Source organism: Nocardioides sp. S-1144, from assembly GCF_005954645.2.
Classification (GTDB): domain Bacteria; phylum Actinomycetota; class Actinomycetes; order Propionibacteriales; family Nocardioidaceae; genus Nocardioides; species Nocardioides dongxiaopingii.
On the sequence record NZ_CP040695.2, the window covers coordinates 958,772 to 976,431 of the forward strand.

A 17,660-nucleotide genomic window follows, 5' to 3' on the forward strand; every position below is an offset into this window, starting at 1 on the left:
ATAGTCGACCGATCGACTAGACCAACGAACCCCCTCGAAGGGACGTCTCCCGTGCGTCGCACCCGCACCGCTCTCGCCACCGCCACCACGCTGTCCCTCTGCCTCGCGCTGAGCGCCTGCGGCGGCGAGGAGGACGCGCCGGAGAAGGCGGCGTCCACGCCGTCCCCGACCGCGGAGGTCTCCGGCGACCCCGACACCTGGCCGATGACCGGGCTGCCGGTCGCCGAGGGCAGCGAGTCGATCCAGAAGCACCCCGTGCTGGTCCTGAAGATGGACAACACCCCCGCGAGCGCGCCCCAGGAGGGCCTCGGGTCGGCCGACCTCGTCGTCGAGGAGCTCGTCGAGGGCGGCGTGACCCGCCTGGCGGCGTTCTACTACTCGAAGATCCCCGGCGACGTCGGCCCGGTGCGCTCGATGCGCGCCTCCGACATCGGAATCGTCGCGCCGGTCGACGGCGCCATGGTCACCAGCGGCGCGGCGGGCGTGACGATCTCGCGGATCAAGAAGGCCGGCATCGAGTTCTTCGCCGAGGGCGCCGGCGGCTTCTACCGCGAGGAGTCCCGCAGCGCGCCGTACAACCTGTTCACCAACCTCGAGGACGTGGCCGAGGAGGCCGCGACCAAGCCCGCGCGCCCGGTCGACTACCTGCCCTTCGGTCCGGCCGAGGACCTCCCGGCGGGGCAGGAGGCCACCTCGATCGCGGCGTCGTTCTCCGCGGGGCACACCACCGAGTGGACCTTCCGCAAGGGCACCTACGTCAACGAGAACACCTTCGCCGCCGACGGCGACGAGTTCCCGGCCGACACCGTGCTCGTGCTCAAGGTGAAGGTCGGCGACGCCGGCTACCTCGACCCGGCCGGCAACCCGGTCCCGGAGACCAAGCTCGAGGGCAAGGGCGAGGCGCTGCTCTTCCACGACGGTCGCCTGGTCCGCGGCACCTGGTCCAAGGACGCCCTCGACGCGCCGCTCGAGCTGGCCACGAAGGCCGGACCGCTCACCGTGCCCGTCGGCCACACCTGGGTCGAGCTCGTGCCCGACGACGGCGGCGACGTCACCTTCGAGTAGTCGAGCCGGCGGCCGAGCCGGCGGTCGAGCCGGGCAGGGCGACGCCCGCCTCCGAGAGGGCCTGGAAGCCGGCGATGATGAAGGTCATGGCGACCTCGACGCGGTCGGCGGCCGCGACGCCGTCCTCGGCGCCGGCGACCGACTCACCCGCCGAGGCCATGGCGCCGAAGAAGATCCGCGCGAACGTCTGCACCATCTCCTCGTCGAGCTCCCAGTCGGCGGCGACCTGCACGGACCGCACGATGTCGACGACGTTGGCGTAGGTCGAGCGCTCCTCCTGCTCGCGGAAGCGCTCGTAGCCGAGCACGGCCGGGCCGTCCTGCACGACGATGCGCCGGTACCGCGGCTCCTGGACGACCTCGAGGAAGGCACGCAGGCCCGTGCGCGCCTTGTCCCACGGGTCGGTCCGGCCCTCCAGCGCCCGGCTGATCGTGTGGGCGGCGTCGGCCTCGACGCGCACGAAGACCGCCTCGAACAGGGCCTGCTTGCCGGAGAAGTGGTGGTAGAGCGCGCCCTTGGTCACCTCGGCGCCGGCGACGATGCTGTCGAGGGAGGCGCTGGCGTAGCCCTGCTCGGTGAAGAGGCGCTCGGCCACGTCGACCAGGCTGCGCTTGGTCGAGGCCGAGTACGCCGCCCGGCGGTTGCCCGCGACCTCGGGCTCGAGCGGGGCGCTCCTCGGCTTCGGCACCCCGCCAGCCTAGGGCCCGCCACGTCGTCGCCCGGAACGATCCGGGCGGCCCCCGCGCAGCGACCCGTCATGATGGTGGGGTGAGCGACGTGCGGGCGGGGATGCTGCTGGTGGCCACGCCTGCGCTGGCCGACCCGAACTTCGCCGAGACCGTGGTGCTGCTGCTCGACGTGAACGACGACGGCTCGGTCGGCGTCGTCCTCAACCGGCCGACCGCCCTCGCCGTCGCCGACGTGCTCGGCCCCTGGGGCGAGGTCGTGGCCGAGCCCGAGGTGCTGTTCCAGGGCGGCCCGGTGGAGACCGACGGTGCGCTGGCGGTGGCGCTGCGGCGCGGCGACGACACCGGCGTCCTGGGGCTGCGCGAGGTCGTCGACCGGCTCGCCCTGCTCGACCTCGACACGCCCGTGGAGCTGGTCGACGACGAGCTCGACGGGCTGCGGATCTTCGCCGGCTACTCCGGCTGGGGCGCCGGCCAGCTCGAGCAGGAGATCGAGGAGGGCAGCTGGTACGTCGTGCCGGGACTGGCCCCCGACGTCTTCCGCAGCGACACCACGACGCTGTGGCGCGACGTCCTGCGGCGCCAGCCGGGCGATCTCGCGATGCACTCGACCCGGCCGGCCGACCCCGGGCTCAACTGATCCCCAGCGGTTCTTCGGCGGGGCCCGACGGGTACTACCCTGGAGCCGTGACCTCCTCCCCGTTCGGCTTCGGAACCTCGACCGCCACCAAGGAGCGCGAGGACGAGCGCACGGTCCCGACCGACGAGGGCGACCACGAGCGGTTCTCGCACTACGTCGACAAGGACAAGCTCACCGAGGCGATGGTGATGGGCACCCCGGTGGTCGCGCTGTGCGGCAAGGTCTGGGTCCCCAGCCGGGCCCCGGAGAAGTTCCCGGTCTGCCCGGAGTGCAAGGAGACCTGGGAGAGCCTCAAGGGCGGCGGCGACTCGGGCTCCGGCGAGTGACGGGCGCTCCCCGACCTCACGACGACGCCCACCTCACCACCGCACTCACCCCGGCCTGGCCGGAGCGCGCGGCCTGGGGCACGGCGCCGTCCCTGCGCGCCTGGCAGACCGCCGCGATGAAGGACTACCTCGAGCGGTCGCCGCGCGACTTCCTCGCGGTGGCGACCCCGGGGGCCGGCAAGACGACGTTCGCGCTCTCGGTCGCCGCCGAGCTGATCGGGCGCCGGGTCATCGACCGGGTCACCGTCGTCGCGCCGACCGAGCACCTCAAGCTGCAGTGGGCCGAGGCGGCCGCCAAGGCCGGCATCCCGATCGACCCGACGTACTCCGCGGGCAAGGGCAAGATCTCCAGCGACTTCCTCGGGATCGCGGTCACCTACGCCGGCGTCGCGGTGAACCCGCTCGCGCTGCGGATCCGCACCGAGCGGTTCCGGACCCTGGTCATCCTCGACGAGGTGCACCACGCCGGCGACGCGCTGTCGTGGGGCGAGGGCGTCCGCGAGGCCTTCGAGCCCGCCGCCAAGCGGCTCGCGCTGACCGGGACGCCGTTCCGCTCCGACGTGAACCCGATCCCGTTCGTGACCTACGCGCCCGGCGACGACGGCATCCCGCGCTCGGTCTCCGACTACACCTACGGCTACGGCCACGCGCTGGCCGACCACGTCGTGCGTCCGGTGCTCTTCCTGGCCTACTCCGGCGAGATGTCGTGGCGCACCCGCGCCGGCGACGAGGTCGCCGCCCGGCTCGGCGAGCCGCTCACCAAGGACATGACCAACCAGGCGCTGCGCACCGCGCTCGACCCCGCGGGCTCGTGGATCCCCTCGGTGCTGGCCGCGGCCGACAAGCGGCTCACCGAGGTGCGCCGCCACGTGCCGGACGCCGGCGGGCTGGTCATCGCCACCGACCAGGACTCGGCGCGTGCCTACGCCAAGACGCTGCGGGCGATCACCGGCGAGGCCCCGACCGTGGTGCTGTCCGACGAGAAGGCGGCCTCGAAGAAGATCACCGCGTTCACCTCCAGCGACGCGCGGTGGATGGTCGCGGTGCGGATGGTCTCGGAGGGCGTCGACGTCCCGCGGCTCGCCGTCGGGGTCTTCGCCACCACCATCGCCACCCCACTGTTCTTCGCCCAGGCGATCGGCCGGTTCGTCCGGGCCCGCAACCGGGGCGAGACGGCGTCGATCTTCCTGCCCTCGGTGCCGGTGCTCCTGGGCCACGCTGCCGAGATGGAGGTCGAGCGCGACCACGTGCTCGGTCGCCGGATCACCGACGAGGACGACATCTTCGCCGCCGAGAACGACCTGCTCGCGCAGGCCGAGGCCGGCGAGGGCGCCTCCGACGAGCTCGACGGAGCGTCGTTCGAGGCGCTCGGCTCCGAGGCGACGTTCGACCACGTGCTCTTCGACGGCGACCAGTACGGCTCGGAGGAGGAGATGGACTTCCTCGGCATCCCGGGCCTGCTCGAGCCGCAGCAGATGCGCGAGCTGCTGCAGCAGCGCCAGGCCGACGGCGCCCGGGCGCAGAAGGCGCGCGAGGCCCTGGCCCAGGCGCGCCGCGGCGCCGCGGGCGAGCCCGACACCGTCGCCGAGGTGAGCACCCACGAGCAGCTCGCCGTCCTGCGCCGCGAGCTGAACGGGCTCGTCGGCGCGTGGCACCACCGCACCGGCCAGGCGCACGGCATCACCCACGCCGCACTGCGCAAGGAGTGCGGCGGCCCGGCCGCCGCCGTCGCCAACGCCGAGCAGCTGCGGGCCCGGATCGACCGGGTGCGCGAGTGGGCGGTCAAGAAGTCCGGCTGAGCCCCCTCAGGCGTCGACGGGGCGCGCGCCCGGGCCCGGTCTCGGTGCCGCCGCGCGGGGGTCGTCGAGCCGGTGCCCGGCCTCGCAGGTGAGCGTGGCGTGGACGGCGGCGCCGCAGTCGCGGTGGGAGATCTCGACCGGCGGCCCCTCTTTGTCGGCGTAGTAGCGCGCCCCCCAGTCGGCGAGGGCGGCCAGGACGGGGTAGAGGTCGAGCCCCTTCTGGGTCAGCCGGTACTCGTGACGCTCGCGACCGTGCTCGGGGCGGTAGGGCACTCGGCGCAGCACGTCGTGCTCGACGAGGAGCGCGAGCCGGTTGCTGAGCACCTGGCGCGGCACCCCCGAGTGCCGCTGGACGTCGTCGAAGCGGCGGACGCCGTTGAACACCTCGCGCAGCACGACCACCGTGGACTTCTCGCCGAGCACCGCCATCGCCCGGGCGACCTGGCAGTTCGCGGTCGACCACGCCAGGGCCGGGGGAGCGGCGTGGGAGGCGTCGGGGTCCATCGCGCCAGTCTAGGTCTTCTTGACAGACTCAGCCAGCCTGCTCCAGGCTCGGTCCATGACCGAGACCCAGGGTGTGCCGGACCTCGCGGCGATGGACGGCTACCAGCAGCTCCAGGCGATCTTCGACTCCGAGCTGCCGCCCCCGCCGATCAGCGCGACGGTGGGGATGGACGGCTTCGAGCTCGAGCGGGGCGCGGTCGCGGTCCACCTCGACGTCGACCCGGCGCGGCACTACAACCCGATCGGCACGGTGCACGGCGGCGTGCTGTCGACCCTGCTCGACACCGCCGCGGGCTGCTCGGTGCACTCCACGCTCGCGGTGGGGGAGGCCTACACCTCCCTCGACCTGACCGTGAAGTTCCTGCGTCCGGTCACCGGCGCCTCCGGCCGACTGCGCTGCACCGGGCGGGTGATCCAGCGCGGACGCCGGACCGCGCTCGCCGAGGCGCAGCTCTTCGACGGCGCCGGCAAGCTGGTCGCGCACGCGACGTCGTCCTGCATGATCTTCGCCTGACGGCTGGTCCGACGGCTGGTCCGTGGGCTGGTCCGTCGGCCGGCCCGTTCCGTGGCCCGTGCCCCGGTCAGGCCTGGCACACCGCACACCAGTAGACCGTGCGCGCCGCCATCTCCTCGCGGTGCACGGGCGTGCCGCACCGCCGGCACGGCAGCCCCGCGCGGCCGTAGACGTAGTGCGCGTCGGCGCGGCGCGGGCGCCCGTGCGGTCGGGCACGGTCGTCGGGCTCGGTGGTGACGATGCGCCCGGCGCGGACGCCGGCGCCCATCAGCACCACCAGGTCGTCCCACATCGCGGCCCACTCGACGACGTCGAGGTCGCGGCCCGGGCGGTGCGGGTCGACCCCGTGGCGGTACAGCACCTCGGCGCGGTAGACGTTGCCGATCCCGGCCACCACCGACTGGTCCATCAGCAGCGCCCCGACGGCGCGCCGGGACCGCGTGATCCGGGCGAGCGCGGGCGAGGGGTCGGCGTCGGGTCGGAGGGGGTCGGGTCCGAGGCGGGCCAGCAGCAGGTCGCGCTCGGCGTCGGCCATCAGCTCGCAGGCGGTCGGCCCGCGCAGGTCGGCCCACGCGGGCCCCGGCCCGCCGGCGACGAGCCGCAGCCGCAGGGCGCCGCGGGGGTCGGGCGGGTCACCGTGCCCGTCGCGCCAGCGGCCGAAGAGCCCGAGGTGCACGTGCAGCCACGGCTCGGCGTCGAGGAGCGGGTCGCCGGCGACGGTGTCGCGGCTGGCGTAGCGGTGGAAGAGGTGCTTGCCCCACGCGTCGGTCTCCAACAGCCGCCGGCCGTCCAGCCGCGCGGCGCCGCCCGCGAAGCGGCCCTGCGGGCTGGACGCCGACACCGTGCGGCCGGCGAGGAGCGTGGCGTGGCGGCGGGCCAGGCGGTGGATCGAGTGGCCTTCGGGCACGGGTCGCGACGCTAGTGCGCACCGTGGTCGCGGGTGCTCACCCTCGTGGCGTGCGGGCGCGCGGCGTCCTCACACCCGGTCGAGGACGTCGGGGGCCAGGGTCAGGGTGCCGACCCCCAGCCCGGCCAGGTTCGCGGCCAGCAGGAGCAGGCACCACACGAGCGCCGGCACCCGCGTGAGCCGGGCGAGCTGGTCGGGGTCGGAGGTGCGGCTGCGGCGGCGTCCGGCCGTGATCAGCTCGAGGACCGGCCGCGGCGCGGCGAGGAGCAGGAGCCAGGCGACCAGGTACGCGGCCACCGACTGGGTCTGTGGTCCGGCGTACCAGGTCAGCAGGCCGACGCCGACACCCGCGACGACCAGGACGGCCACGCCGTAGGCGTTGCGGACCCAGACGAGCAGGGCCAGCAGGAGCAGCAGCAGGAGCCACAGCATCGCCACGCCCCGCCCCGCGGCCAGCAGCAGCGCCGCGCCGACCCCGACCGCCGCGGGGGCCAGGTAGCCCGCCGCCACGGTGGCGACCATCCCGGGCCCGCTCGGGCGGCCGCGGGAGACGGTGACGCCGGAGGTGTCGGCGTGCAGCCGGATGCCCTGGAGCCGGCGGCCGACGAGGACGGCGACGACCGCGTGACCGGCCTCGTGGACCACCGTGACGCCGAGCCGCACGTGCGGCCAGGTCGCCGGCAGCAGCACCAGGGCCAGCGCCACGACGCCGGTCAGCAGCACCAGGCCGGGCTCGGGCACCGGTTGCACGGCCGAGGCACGGTCCCAGATCTCCATGCCGGCCAGTGTGGCGGGCCTCCGGTCAGGCCTCGGTGAGCAGGGGCAGGACGCGGTAGGGCACCTGCGTCGCGAGCGCCATCACCGTCGAGGCGCGCTGCACGCCCTCGACCGCGACCACCCGGTCGATGACCCGCTGGAGGTCGGAGTTCGACCGGGAGACCACGCGGCACCAGAGGTCGCCGACGCCGGTGATCGTGTAGGCCTCCAGGACCTCGGGGATCGAGGCCAGGTGGCCGGCGGCCGCCTCGTGGCCGGCCGACTGGCTGATCTCGAGGGTGAGGAAGGCCGTCACCGGGAAGCCGAGCGCCTCCGGCGAGAGGTCCGGGCCCCAGCCGGTGACGACGCCCGAGGCGACGAGCCGGTCCAGGCGGGCCTGCACGGTCCCGCGGGCCACGCCGAGGCGGCGCGACGCCTCGAGGACGCCGACCCGCGGCTCGGCGGCGAACAGGTTGATCAGGGTGCGGTCGAGATCGTCCACGGGCGGGCCTCCGACTGGTCAGGTTGTCCAACGTGCTGGCGCACTGTTGCACAGATTGTCGAGACCGGTGACGCTGACGGGCATGACGCTGACCCCGGACGAGCTCAAGGCAGACCTCACCCTCGACCAGCTCAAGGAGCTCGTCGGCCTCGTCGAGTACGACGCCAGCCGCGACCCCTTCCCCGTGACCGCGATGGACGCCGTCTGCTTCGTCGTCGGCAACGCCACCCAGACCGCGACCTTCTACCAGCTCGCGCTCGGGATGGAGCTCGAGGCCTACCGCGGCCCCGAGACCGGCGTGCGCGACTCGAAGTCCTACGTGCTGCGCAGCGGCAGCGCCCGGTTCGTCTTCACCGGCGGCGTGCTGCCCGACAGCCCGCTGCACGACCACCACCGCAAGCACGGCGACGGCGTCGTCGACCTCGCCCTGGAGGTGCCCGACGTCGACAAGTGCATCGACCACGCGCGCGCCGTCGGGGCGAACGTCCTCGTCGAGCCGCACGACGTCACCGACGAGCACGGCACGGTGCGGATCGCCGCCATCGCGACGTACGGCGAGACCCGGCACACCCTCATCGACCGCAGCCGCTACTCCGGTCCCTACCTGCCCGGCTACGAGACGCGCACCACGACCGTGACGCGCCAGCAGGGGCACCCCAGGCGGCTCTTCCAGGCCGTCGACCACTGCGTCGGCAACGTGGAGCTCGGCCGGATGGACGAGTGGGTCACCTTCTACAACAAGGTCATGGGCTTCACGAACATGGCCGAGTTCATCGGCGACGACATCGCCACCGACTACTCCGCCCTGATGAGCAAGGTCGTCGCGAGCGGCAACCACCGGGTGAAGTTCCCCCTCAACGAGCCCGCGGTGGCGAAGAAGAAGTCGCAGATCGACGAGTACCTCGAGTTCTACGACGGCGCCGGCTGCCAGCACATCGCCCTGGCGACCAACGACATCCTGCGCAGCGTCGACATCCTGCGCGCCAACGGCATCGAGTTCCTCGACACCCCCGACTCCTACTACGACGACCCCGAGCTCCGCGCCCGGATCGGCGAGGTGCGGGTCCCGATCGAGGAGCTGAAGAAGCGCAAGATCCTCGTCGACCGCGACGAGGACGGCTACCTGCTCCAGATCTTCACCAAGCCGATGGGCGACCGGCCGACGGTCTTCTACGAGTTCATCGAGCGGCACGGCTCGCTCGGGTTCGGCAAGGGCAACTTCAAGGCGCTCTTCGAGGCCATCGAGCGCGAGCAGGACCTGCGCGGCAACCTCTGACCGACCCGCGCGCGTGGGTGTGACGCCGGCCGGTCCGGTGTCACACCCACGTCGTCGTGGGGGACCGGTTTCGTGGGGGATCCGCGGCGTCGGGCGTCCCGGTCGTCGGGGATCCCGGTCGTGTGGGATCCCGGTCGTGGGGAACCCCCGACGTCCGGACCCCCGACCCTGGTCGGTTCCTCCTAGGGTGCCGGGATGAGCCACGCACTCGAGCCCGAGACGATCTCGTCCCTCTGGTGGCCCTCCGAGCCACGGCTCTCGCCGGACGGCCGGCGGGTCGTGTGGACGGCGGCGCCCCTCGGTCGCGCGGGCGAGCACGCCGAGCGCAGCCTCTGGGTCGCCGAGGTCGGCGGTGACGGCGCCGGCCGGCGCTGGACCCGGGGGTTCGAGGACTCCGGCCCGCAGTGGTCACCCGACGGCACGCGGATCGCGTTCCTTTCCGACCGGGCCGAGCGGGGCACGGCCGGCCTGCACGTGCTCGACGCCACCGGGGGCGAGTCCCGGCCGGTCGCGGTCCGCAAGCGCGACGTCGCGGGGTTCGCGTGGTCCCCGGACGGTGCCCGCCTCGCGTTCCTCGCGCCCGACGAGCCCACCCCGGACGACGAGCGCCGCGCCGAGGAGCGCGACGACGCCGACGAGCACGGCGTGGGGTGGCGCCACCACCGGCTCTGGGTGGTGCCGGCCGACGGTGGCGAGCCGGTCCGGCTCTGGGCGCCGGAACGGCACCTGGGCGACCTGGCCTGGTCGCCGGACGGCCGGCGGATCGCACTCCTCGCGCAGCGCACCCCACTGACCGAGCACCAGCTCGGCACCGACGTGTGGGTCTTCGTCGTCGGGGCGGGCGACGGCGTCCGGCTCGCCGCGGCCCACTCCGGCAGCAGCGTCGGCTGGGCCGGCGACGACACCGTCGTGTGGGCCGGCGACCACGAGCCGGAGCCGCAGTGCAGCGGCACGGCCTGGGCGGTGGCCGCGAGCGGCGGCGCGCTCCGGGTCGTCGGCACGCGGCTCGACGAGGAGCGCTGCACGATCGGCGTCCACCACGCGCCCGACGGGACCCGCACCCTGGCGACGGTCGCCGACGGCCTCGACACCCGGCTCAAGTGGCTGGACGCCGCGAGCGGGGTGCGCCGGGTCGCCGTCACCCTCGGCGGCGAGGTGAGCGGGGCCGCGGTCGTCTCGACGCCCGACGGGCCGGTCGTCGCGGTCGCGGTGCTCGACGGGGGGCTCGCCGGGCGCGTCCTCGCCGGTCGGCCCGACGCCCTGCGCACCGTCTCCGACCACCACGTCCACCCTGGCGCCGACGGGGCCGCCGTCGTGCTCGGCGACGTCGAGACCCTGGTGTGCACCGCGGCCGACGGCACCCGGCTCGACGCCGTCGTGATCCGCCCACCCGGTGGTGGCCGCGGACCGTGGCCGACCGCCGTCCTGGTGCACGGTGGGCCGTACGGCCGGTCGGGGCGCTGGGCGCACGCCCACCCGCTGGACTGGGGCCAGCTCCTCGCCACCCGGGGCTACGCGGTGGTGATGCCCAACTACCGCGGCAGCCTCGGCCGCGGCATCGCCTTCGCGACGGCGGCCCGCGGCACGATGGGCAGCATCGAGTGGGACGACGTCCTGACGACGGTCGATGCGGCGGTCGCGGCCGGGATCGCCGACCCCGACCGGCTCGGCATCGGCGGGTGGAGCCAGGGCGGCTTCCTCACCGCCTGGGCGGTCACCGCCACCGACCGGTTCAAGGTCGGGGTCATGGGCGCGGGCGTGAGCGACTGGGGCTGGATGGCCGCGACCAGCGACCTGCCCGACTTCGAGGCGGTGCTGGCCGGGAGCCGGCCGTGGGACGGGCCCGGACCGCACCACGCGGCCCTCGGCTCGCCGCTCTCCCACGCCGCCCGCCGCACGACGCCGCTGCTGATCCTGCACGGCAAGGAGGACCTGCGGGTGCCCTACAGCCAGGCGGTCGCCCTCCACCGCGCCCTGGTCGACCAGCCGGCGCCGGTGGCCCTGGTCGGCTACCCCCGCGAACCGCACGGCATCCGGGAGCGGGCCCACCAGGTGGACCTGCAGCGGCGCGTCGTCGCGTGGTTCGACCGGCACGTGAGGGGGCTCACTTCTTAGGCAAGCCTTGCCTGCGTTAGAGTCGTCGCCCGTGACCACCGGACCGGCCCTGCGCGGCGACGACCTCGTCCTCGGCTACCAGCGCCACGTGGTCGTCCACGGGGTCTCGGTCGAGCTGGCCCCCGGCCAGGTCACCGTCCTGCTCGGGCCCAACGGCAGTGGCAAGTCGACCCTGCTGCGCGCGTTGGCGCGGCTGCACGGCGTCACCTCCGGGAGCGTCTCCCTCGACGGGGAGGACGCCGCCCCCCTCAACGCCAAGGCGTTCGCCCGCCGGGTCACCCTGCTCTCGCAGTCGCGCCCGCAGCCGTCGGGGCTCGACGTCCGCGACGTCGTCGCCTTCGGCCGGCACCCGCACCGCGGTCGACTCGCGCCGCTCGGTGCGGCCGACCGGGCCGCGATCGACCGGGCCCTCGAGATCACCGGCACCGCCGTGATGGCCGGCCGTCCGGTCGACGCCCTGTCGGGCGGGGAGCTGCAGCGGGTCTGGCTGGCGTCCTGCCTGGCGCAGGAGACCGGCGTCCTGCTTCTCGACGAGCCGACCAACCACCTCGACCTGCGCTACCAGGTCGAGATCCTCGACCTCGTCCGCGACCTCGCCGACGAGCACGGGACGGCGCTCGGCGTCGTCCTCCACGACCTCGACCAGGCGGCCTCCGTGGCCGACCGGGTCGTGCTGCTGCAGGACGGCCGCGTCCGTTCCTCCGGCACCCCCGAGGAGGTGCTCGACGCCGACGTCCTCTCCGACGTCTACGGGCTGCCTCTCAGGACGCGTCGCGACCCCGACACCGGGCTCGTGCGCGTCGAACCACTCACTCGAAGGAAGCGACACCGATGACCCTGGCGATGCCCCGCCCGAAGCCCCGCCCCCGCGGCCCCCTCCTCGGAGCCACCGTGGCCCTCGTCCTGGCCGGCACCCTCGCCGCCTGCGGCACCACCGAGGAGCCGGGGGAGGACGCCGCCGAGCCGGCCGCCGTCGAGACCGAGGAGTGCAGCGACGACGTCGCCACCTCCACCGGCCCGGTCAGCCTCACCGACTCCTTCGACCGGACCGTCGAGCTCGACCAGCCGGCCGCGCGCGTCGCGGTCCTCGAGTGGCAGCAGATCGAGGACGTCCTCTCGCTGTGCCTGACGCCGGTCGCCGTGGCCGACGCCGAGGGCTACGGCACCTGGGACACCGCCGAGGCGCTCCCGGACGGCGTCGAGGACGTCGGCGTCCGCGGCGAGCCGAACCTGGACGCCCTGTTCCGCACCGACCCCGACCTGGTGATCATCGAGGCCTACGCCCCGGACGACGCGATCATCAAGCAGCTCGAGAAGTACGACGTCCCGGTGCTGGCCACCAAGGGCGCCGACGGTGCCGACCCGATCGCCCAGATGAAGGCCACCTTCAACCTGATCGCCGAGGCCACCGGCCGCGAGGAGCGCGCCGAGGACGTCCTCGACGAGTTCGACGCCCACCTCGAGGAGGCCAAGGCGACCGTGGCCGACGCCGACGTGTCCGTGACCGACTTCGTCTACTTCGACGGCTACGTCGACGGCGGCAACGTGACCCTGCGTCCCTTCGGCCAGGGCTCCTACGTCGGTGAGCTGGGCGAGGAGCTCGGTCTGACCAACGCCTGGACCGGCGAGGTCGACCCCGCCTACGGGCTCGGCCAGACCGACATCGAGGGGATGACCGCCGCCGGCGACGCGTCGCTGTTCTACACCGGCACCGTCGACCCCGCGGGCGACGTGTTCGCCGAGCTCGAGAAGAACCCGGTCTGGGCGACCCTCCCCGCCGTCGAGGACGGCCGGGTCAGCGCGTTCCCCGAGGGCATCTGGACCTTCGGTGGCCCGCGGTCGGGCATGCAGGTCGTCGACGCCTACGTCGACCTGGTCACCGACTGACCCGGATCCCCGACGACCGGGATCCCGGACGACCGGGATCCCGGACGACCCGGATCCCCGACGACACCGATCCCCGACGAAACGGACCACGATGGTCGACACCGCCGCCCCGACGAGCACGACGGGCACCCCGGTCGCGCCCGCACCGCTCGACACCCGCCGGGTGGTCGGGGCGACCGCGGTCCTGGTCGCGCTGACCGCGACCCTGGTCGTGCTCGCGGGGTGGCACCTGACCCAGGGCACGTCCCGGGTCGGCGTCGGTGACCTGCTCGACCTGCTGCCGGGTCGCGAGGGCCAGGACGCCGCGCGCGACGTGCTCGTCGGCTCCCGGCTGCCCCGGCTGGCGGCCGGGCTGGCCGTCGGCTTCGCGCTCGGCGTCGCCGGGGCGCTGTTCCAGTCGGTGGCGCGCAACGCGCTGGCCTCGCCCGACACCCTCGCCGTCACCGCGGGCGCGTTCCTCGCCGTCACCCTGGTCACGGCGTTCGGCCTGAGCCTCCCGCTGTGGGCCTCGGGCGCGACGGCGTTCGTGGGCGGGCTCGCGGCGGCCGCGCTCGTGATGGGGCTCGCCGGCGGGCTCGGGACGTCGACCACCCGGCTCGTGCTGGCCGGCTCCGCGGTGGCGCTCGCGCTGAGCGCGGCGACCGCCATGCTGCTGATCCTCTTCGACGAGGAGACGACCGGGCTGTTCGCGTGGGGGAGCGGGTCGCTGAACCAGCTCGGCCTGCGTGCCTTCCAGCAGGCCGGGCCGCTCATCGCGCTGGCCACCGTGGGCGCCGTCCTGCTCTCGCGCCGGCTCGACCTGCTCGGGCTCGGCGACGAGGCCGCCTCCGTGCTCGGCGTGCCGGTGCGCAGCACCCGCTTCGCCGGGGTCGTCGTCGCCGTCCTGCTGACCGCCTCCGCCGTGACCCTCGCGGGACCGATCGGCTTCGTCGGCCTGGCCGCCCCCGCCATCGTCCGGCTCCTCGGCGTCCTGGTGCCCGGGCTGCTCCGGCACGTCGTGCTGCTGCCGGCGGCGGGGCTGATGGGTGCCGTCGTCGTCGTCGGCGCTGACGCGACGGTCCGCGCGGTCATCGGTCCGGAGGAGGCGCTCGCGGTCCCGACCGGTGTCGCCACGACGCTGCTCGGCGCCCTCGTCCTGGTCCTCCTCGCGCGTCGGCTGCGCGACTCCGGCCCCACCCGGCAGCCGGCCGGCACCGGGATGGGCAGCCGCAGCCGCCGCCGCTTCCTGGTCACCGTGACGGTGGTCGGCGTCGCCACCGTCGGCGTCGTCCTCCTCGGCCTGCTGGCCGGCTACACCTGGCTCAAGGTCGGCGACCTGTCGCTGTGGTTCGGCGGCGACGCGCCCGCGTTCGTCAGCTTCGCCCTCGACGAGCGGGCTCCCCGCGTCGCGGCCGCCGTCCTCGCCGGGGGCGGGCTCGCGCTCGCCGGCACCCTGGTCCAGGCGACCTGCCGCAACCCGCTCGCCGAGCCGGGCATCCTCGGCATCACCGGCGGCGCCGGCGTCGGCGCCGTCCTGGTGGTGACCTCCGACCACAACAGCACCACCGCCATGCTCCTCGCCGCGACGGCCGGTGCCCTGGTCACCTTCGGGCTCGTCTACGCCCTCGCCTGGCGCAACGGGCTCGACTCCGACCGGCTCGTCCTGGTCGGCATCGGCGTCTCCGCGGGCGCCACCGCGCTGACCACCTACCTGCTCGTGCGCTCCAACCCCTTCGACACCCCGCGGGTGTTCACCTGGCTGAGCGGGACGACGTACGGTCGCAGCTGGTCGCAGGTCGTGCCGGTGCTCGTCGTGCTGGTGGTCGTGCTGCCGCTGGCCTGGCTGCTGCGGCGCGAGCTCGACCTGCTCGCCCTCGACGAGGACACCCCGCGCCTGGCCGGGCTGCCGCTGGAGCGCACCCGCCTGGTCGTCCTCGGCGTCTCGGCCCTGCTCTCGGCGGCCTGCGTCTCGGCCGTCGGGGTGGTCGGGTTCGTGGGTCTGGTCGCGCCGCACGCCGCCCGGGCGCTGGTCGGTGGCCGGCACGCGCGGGTCCTGCCGGTCGCGGTGATGCTGGGTGCGGTCCTGCTGGGGCTGGCCGACGCGCTCGGGCGCACCGTCATCGCCCCCGCCCAGGTGCCGGCCGGGCTGGTGGTCGCCCTGCTCGGTGCGCCGTACTTCGTCTACCTGCTGGCCCGCTCGCGCGCCTGACCCGGGCCGCCACCCATCCGATCCGGCGGCGGCGGCGAACCACTCCGGACCGGGGTCGGGCCAGCATGGGGCCGGTCCGGCCCCGGTCACCGCCGTGCGGTGTGAGGATGCAGCCATGCCGACCTACGTCGCCTTCCTGCGGGCCATCAACCTGGGCGCGACCCGGAAGTTCCCGAAGGAGGCCATCGTCGCCGCCACCGGGGCGGCCGGCTTCGACGACGTCGCGACCCACATCAACACCGGCAACGTGCGGCTCTCGACCCGGATGCGGTCGCGGACCCGGGTCGAGGACGCCCTCGAGCGGGCCTACGCCGCCGACCGCGGCTTCGAGGTGCCGACGATCGCCTACCGGACCGACGAGCTGCGCGCCGTCGTGGCCGACGCCGACGGCTTCGGCCACGACGCCCAGCACTACGTGTGGCTGCTCAAGCAGGAGCCGAGCGCCGCGCTCCGGGAGCAGCTCGAGGCCCTGTCCACCGCCGACGAGCGGGTCGGGGTGTCCGAGCGCGCGGTGCACCTGATGGTCGCGTCCGGCTTCCTCGACGCCCGGCTGCTTCGGCCGATCGAGAAGGCGGTCGGCGTCGCGACCAACCGCAACGTCACGGTGCTGCGGGCTCTGGTGCAGAAGTGGTGCTGACCCGCGGCAGCCGGCGCACGGCGGGGGAGAGCAGCACCAGCAGGCAGGTGAGGACGTACATCGCGCCGCTGACCATCAGCACGTTGCCGGACCCGAACGCGATCGCGAGCGGGCCGACGGCGATCTGGCCGACCGGCATCGCGACGAACGAGCCGAGCATGTCGTAGGAGTAGACCCGCGAGAGCATCTCGTCGGGCACGTTCTCCTGCATCGCGAGGTTCCACCCCATGCTGAAGACCTCGGTGCCGGCCCCGGCCACGAAGGCGACGACGACCAGCAGGAGCAGCGAGGGGTGCGCCCCGAAGACGAAGATCGGGACGCCGAGCAGCGAGACGCCGAGCGTCCCCCACAGCAGCGGTCGCTGCAGCGGGACCCGCAGCATCACCAGCGTCATCGCCAGCAGGCCGACGGCCTCGGCCGAGAGCACCAGGCCCCAGCCCTCCTCGCCGATCGTGTCCTTCGCGTGCAGCGGTCCGAGGGTGGACCACGGCCCGGCGTGGATCGCGTTGAGGACGCCGAAGGCCAGCACCACGACCCACAGCCACTGCGTGGAGCGCACGTAGGTCCAGCCCTCGCGCAGCTCGCTCCAGGTGCTGGCGCCGGTCTCCCTCGGCTCGCGGGCCGGCAGGTCGACGAAGCCGAGCAGGACCGCACTGACCAGCCACGTGACGGCGTCGATCGCCAGCCCCCAGCCGGCCCCCACCCCGACCACGAGCAGCGCGCTCACGGTGGGTCCCACGATGACCAGGCCGGAGCGGACCAGCGACATCAGCGCGTTGGCGCGCTGCAGCTCCTCGCGCGGCACCAGTGACGGCAGGATGCCGGCCATCGCGGGCATCCCGGCGGCGGAGACCACGCCGTGCACGGCGCTCAGCGCGATCAGCATCCACAGCTCGGCGGCGCCGGTGATGACGAGGAACGCGATCGCGCCCTGGCTGGCGGCCGAGGTCAGGTTGGAGACCTGGAGCACCAGCGTGCGCGGCAGCCGGTCGGCGAGCACCCCGCCCCACAGCAGCAGCACGACCATCGGCACCGTGTGCGCCGCCAGCACCAGGCCGAGCGCGGCCGGGTCGTCGTCGGTGACCTCGAGGACGGCGAAGGCCAGCGCCACCGAGGCCATCGAGCTGCCCAGGGTGTTGGCGAACCGCGAGGCGAAGTAGAACCGGAAGTTGCGGCCCCGCAGCGGCGCCATCGAGTCGGCCCAGGTCACGAGGACACCTCGTCGGGTCCCTCGTCGGTCCCCTCGTCGGGGATCCCGGTCATCTCGAAGGCGACCGCGGTGAGGCTGACGTGGAGCGTGCCGGTGGTGCGCGGGGGACGGTTGGCCTCGTGCAGGAGCATCGAGGCCTCCTGGACCAGGGCCAGCGCCCGGGCCCACGTGGCCTCGTCGACCCAGCCCTCCAGGTCGCTCATCTGCTGGGGCCGCTGCGGACGGCGCTGCAGCACCCGCCGCTCGATCTCCTGGCCCACGGCGCGGACGTAGAGGACGCGGTCCTCGGGCCGGGGGTCACCGGGTCGCGGGTGCTCGCCGCGTCGCTCGTGCGGGTAGCGGTAGCGCTTGGCCACCCCGCCGCGGATCCTCTCCTCACCGGCGACGACGAGCTCGTCGGCGTCGACCAGCTGGCGCAGGTGGTACGACGCGTTCGCGTGGGTGAGGTCGAGCTCGCGCGCCACCTCGGCCGCGCTCATCGGGGTGCCGGTCAGCAGCGACAGGATCCGCAGCCGCACCGGGTGGGCCACCGCCCGCAGCGCGCTCACGTCGGCCCGGCCGTCGTCCTCGCCCATCCGACCCCCCACCAGTTGTTGGACGGTCAGTGTCACCGGTCGGCCCGACGACTGTCAAGCGACTCTTGGGGGG

18 protein-coding genes are annotated in these 17,660 nt (G+C 74.3%); 11 read left to right on the forward strand and 7 right to left on the reverse strand.

The features are described from left to right. The first annotated feature begins 51 nt into the window (after positions 1-51). Complete coding sequence (locus FE634_RS04575) at positions 52-1,065, forward strand: DUF3048 domain-containing protein (protein WP_137292489.1); 1,014 nt, start codon at positions 52-54, stop codon at positions 1,063-1,065. On the opposite strand, the gene FE634_RS04580 is transcribed toward FE634_RS04575, so the two are convergent. After that, positions 1,052-1,753, reverse strand: coding sequence for a TetR/AcrR family transcriptional regulator (locus tag FE634_RS04580; RefSeq protein ID WP_137292490.1), 702 nt, complete (start codon positions 1,751-1,753; stop codon positions 1,052-1,054). The genes FE634_RS04575 and FE634_RS04580 overlap by 14 nt on opposite strands. An 80-nt stretch (positions 1,754-1,833) precedes the next feature. Between FE634_RS04580 and FE634_RS04585 the strand changes: the two genes are divergently transcribed. From FE634_RS04585 to FE634_RS04595, 3 genes are read left to right on the forward strand one after another with little or no spacing between them, the layout of a single operon-like run. Beyond that, on the forward strand, positions 1,834-2,391 hold the full coding sequence (locus tag FE634_RS04585; RefSeq protein WP_138875228.1) for a YqgE/AlgH family protein: 558 nt from the start codon (positions 1,834-1,836) through the stop codon (positions 2,389-2,391). Positions 2,392-2,438: 47 nt separating this feature from the next. Further along, positions 2,439-2,717, forward strand: coding sequence for a DUF3039 domain-containing protein (locus tag FE634_RS04590; RefSeq protein WP_134765028.1), 279 nt, complete (start codon positions 2,439-2,441; stop codon positions 2,715-2,717). Further along, positions 2,714-4,516, forward strand: coding sequence for a DEAD/DEAH box helicase (locus tag FE634_RS04595; protein WP_137292493.1), 1,803 nt, complete (start codon positions 2,714-2,716; stop codon positions 4,514-4,516). Before FE634_RS04590 ends, FE634_RS04595 begins: the two co-directional genes overlap by 4 nt. Before the next feature lie 6 nt (positions 4,517-4,522). Here the strand turns inward: FE634_RS04595 and FE634_RS04600 are convergent, their stop codons facing one another. Then, on the reverse strand, positions 4,523-5,020 hold the full coding sequence (locus tag FE634_RS04600) for a winged helix-turn-helix transcriptional regulator (RefSeq protein WP_148240383.1): 498 nt from the start codon (positions 5,018-5,020) through the stop codon (positions 4,523-4,525). A gap of 55 nt (positions 5,021-5,075) precedes the next feature. On the opposite strand from FE634_RS04600, the gene FE634_RS04605 reads away from it, so the two are divergent. Further along, on the forward strand, positions 5,076-5,534 hold the full coding sequence (locus FE634_RS04605) for a PaaI family thioesterase (protein WP_137292495.1): 459 nt from the start codon (positions 5,076-5,078) through the stop codon (positions 5,532-5,534). Between the two features lie 67 nt (positions 5,535-5,601). Here the strand turns inward: FE634_RS04605 and FE634_RS04615 are convergent, their stop codons facing one another. The 3 genes from FE634_RS04615 to FE634_RS04625 form a co-directional block, all read right to left on the reverse strand. Next, positions 5,602-6,441: an Fpg/Nei family DNA glycosylase gene (locus FE634_RS04615; protein ID WP_138875230.1), complete on the reverse strand. Its 840-nt coding sequence runs from the start codon at positions 6,439-6,441 to the stop codon at positions 5,602-5,604. A gap of 69 nt (positions 6,442-6,510) precedes the next feature. Further along, a complete protein-coding gene (locus FE634_RS04620; RefSeq protein WP_138875231.1) occupies positions 6,511-7,218 on the reverse strand; it encodes a M50 family metallopeptidase in 708 nt (235 codons plus the stop codon). Positions 7,219-7,243: 25 nt separating this feature from the next. After that, a complete protein-coding gene (locus tag FE634_RS04625; protein WP_137292498.1) occupies positions 7,244-7,699 on the reverse strand; it encodes an Lrp/AsnC family transcriptional regulator in 456 nt (151 codons plus the stop codon). A gap of 82 nt (positions 7,700-7,781) precedes the next feature. Between FE634_RS04625 and hppD the strand changes: the two genes are divergently transcribed. The 6 genes from hppD to FE634_RS04655 all read left to right on the forward strand — a co-directional run bounded on the left by hppD (position 7,782) and on the right by FE634_RS04655 (position 15,802). Continuing rightward, entirely contained in the window at positions 7,782-8,975 is a 1,194-nt protein-coding gene (hppD, locus tag FE634_RS04630) for a 4-hydroxyphenylpyruvate dioxygenase (RefSeq protein ID WP_148240384.1), read from the forward strand. 195 nt (positions 8,976-9,170) lie between these two features. Further along, on the forward strand, positions 9,171-11,090 hold the full coding sequence (locus tag FE634_RS04635) for a S9 family peptidase (RefSeq protein ID WP_148240385.1): 1,920 nt from the start codon (positions 9,171-9,173) through the stop codon (positions 11,088-11,090). Between the two features lie 31 nt (positions 11,091-11,121). Further along, complete coding sequence (locus FE634_RS04640; RefSeq protein ID WP_137292501.1) at positions 11,122-11,925, forward strand: ABC transporter ATP-binding protein; 804 nt, start codon at positions 11,122-11,124, stop codon at positions 11,923-11,925. Positions 11,926-11,933: 8 nt separating this feature from the next. Next, the gene (locus tag FE634_RS04645) at positions 11,934-12,977 is read left to right on the forward strand and encodes an iron-siderophore ABC transporter substrate-binding protein (RefSeq protein ID WP_137292502.1); all 1,044 of its coding nucleotides are present in this window, start codon (positions 11,934-11,936) and stop codon (positions 12,975-12,977) included. 91 nt (positions 12,978-13,068) lie between these two features. Next, on the forward strand, positions 13,069-15,165 hold the full coding sequence (locus FE634_RS04650; protein ID WP_148240386.1) for an iron ABC transporter permease: 2,097 nt from the start codon (positions 13,069-13,071) through the stop codon (positions 15,163-15,165). 115 nt (positions 15,166-15,280) lie between these two features. Further along, the gene (locus FE634_RS04655; protein WP_138875235.1) at positions 15,281-15,802 is read left to right on the forward strand and encodes a DUF1697 domain-containing protein; all 522 of its coding nucleotides are present in this window, start codon (positions 15,281-15,283) and stop codon (positions 15,800-15,802) included. On the opposite strand, the gene FE634_RS04660 is transcribed toward FE634_RS04655, so the two are convergent. Both FE634_RS04660 and FE634_RS04665 read right to left on the reverse strand, forming a co-directional pair. Continuing rightward, entirely contained in the window at positions 15,765-17,012 is a 1,248-nt protein-coding gene (locus tag FE634_RS04660) for an MFS transporter (RefSeq protein ID WP_262347576.1), read from the reverse strand. The genes FE634_RS04655 and FE634_RS04660 overlap by 38 nt on opposite strands. After that, positions 17,009-17,587, reverse strand: coding sequence for an ArsR/SmtB family transcription factor (locus FE634_RS04665; RefSeq protein ID WP_148240387.1), 579 nt, complete (start codon positions 17,585-17,587; stop codon positions 17,009-17,011). The genes FE634_RS04660 and FE634_RS04665 overlap by 4 nt, the downstream gene beginning before the upstream one ends. Positions 17,588-17,660 lie beyond the last annotated feature (73 nt).

Bases quoted from the DNA above. Each gene is read 5' to 3' on its own strand.
- FE634_RS04600 (WP_148240383.1), bottom strand. From the start codon at position 5,020: ATGGACCCCGACGCCTCCCACGCCGCTCCCCCGGCCCTGGCGTGGTCG.
- FE634_RS04605 (WP_137292495.1), top strand. From the start codon at position 5,076: ATGACCGAGACCCAGGGTGTGCCGGACCTCGCGGCGATGGACGGCTAC.
- FE634_RS04620 (WP_138875231.1), bottom strand. From the start codon at position 7,218: ATGGAGATCTGGGACCGTGCCTCGGCCGTGCAACCGGTGCCCGAGCCC.
- hppD (WP_148240384.1), top strand. From the start codon at position 7,782: ATGACGCTGACCCCGGACGAGCTCAAGGCAGACCTCACCCTCGACCAG.
- FE634_RS04635 (WP_148240385.1), top strand. From the start codon at position 9,171: ATGAGCCACGCACTCGAGCCCGAGACGATCTCGTCCCTCTGGTGGCCC.
- FE634_RS04645 (WP_137292502.1), top strand. From the start codon at position 11,934: ATGCCCCGCCCGAAGCCCCGCCCCCGCGGCCCCCTCCTCGGAGCCACC.
- FE634_RS04650 (WP_148240386.1), top strand. From the start codon at position 13,069: ATGGTCGACACCGCCGCCCCGACGAGCACGACGGGCACCCCGGTCGCG.
- FE634_RS04655 (WP_138875235.1), top strand. From the start codon at position 15,281: ATGCCGACCTACGTCGCCTTCCTGCGGGCCATCAACCTGGGCGCGACC.
- FE634_RS04665 (WP_148240387.1), bottom strand. From the start codon at position 17,587: ATGGGCGAGGACGACGGCCGGGCCGACGTGAGCGCGCTGCGGGCGGTG.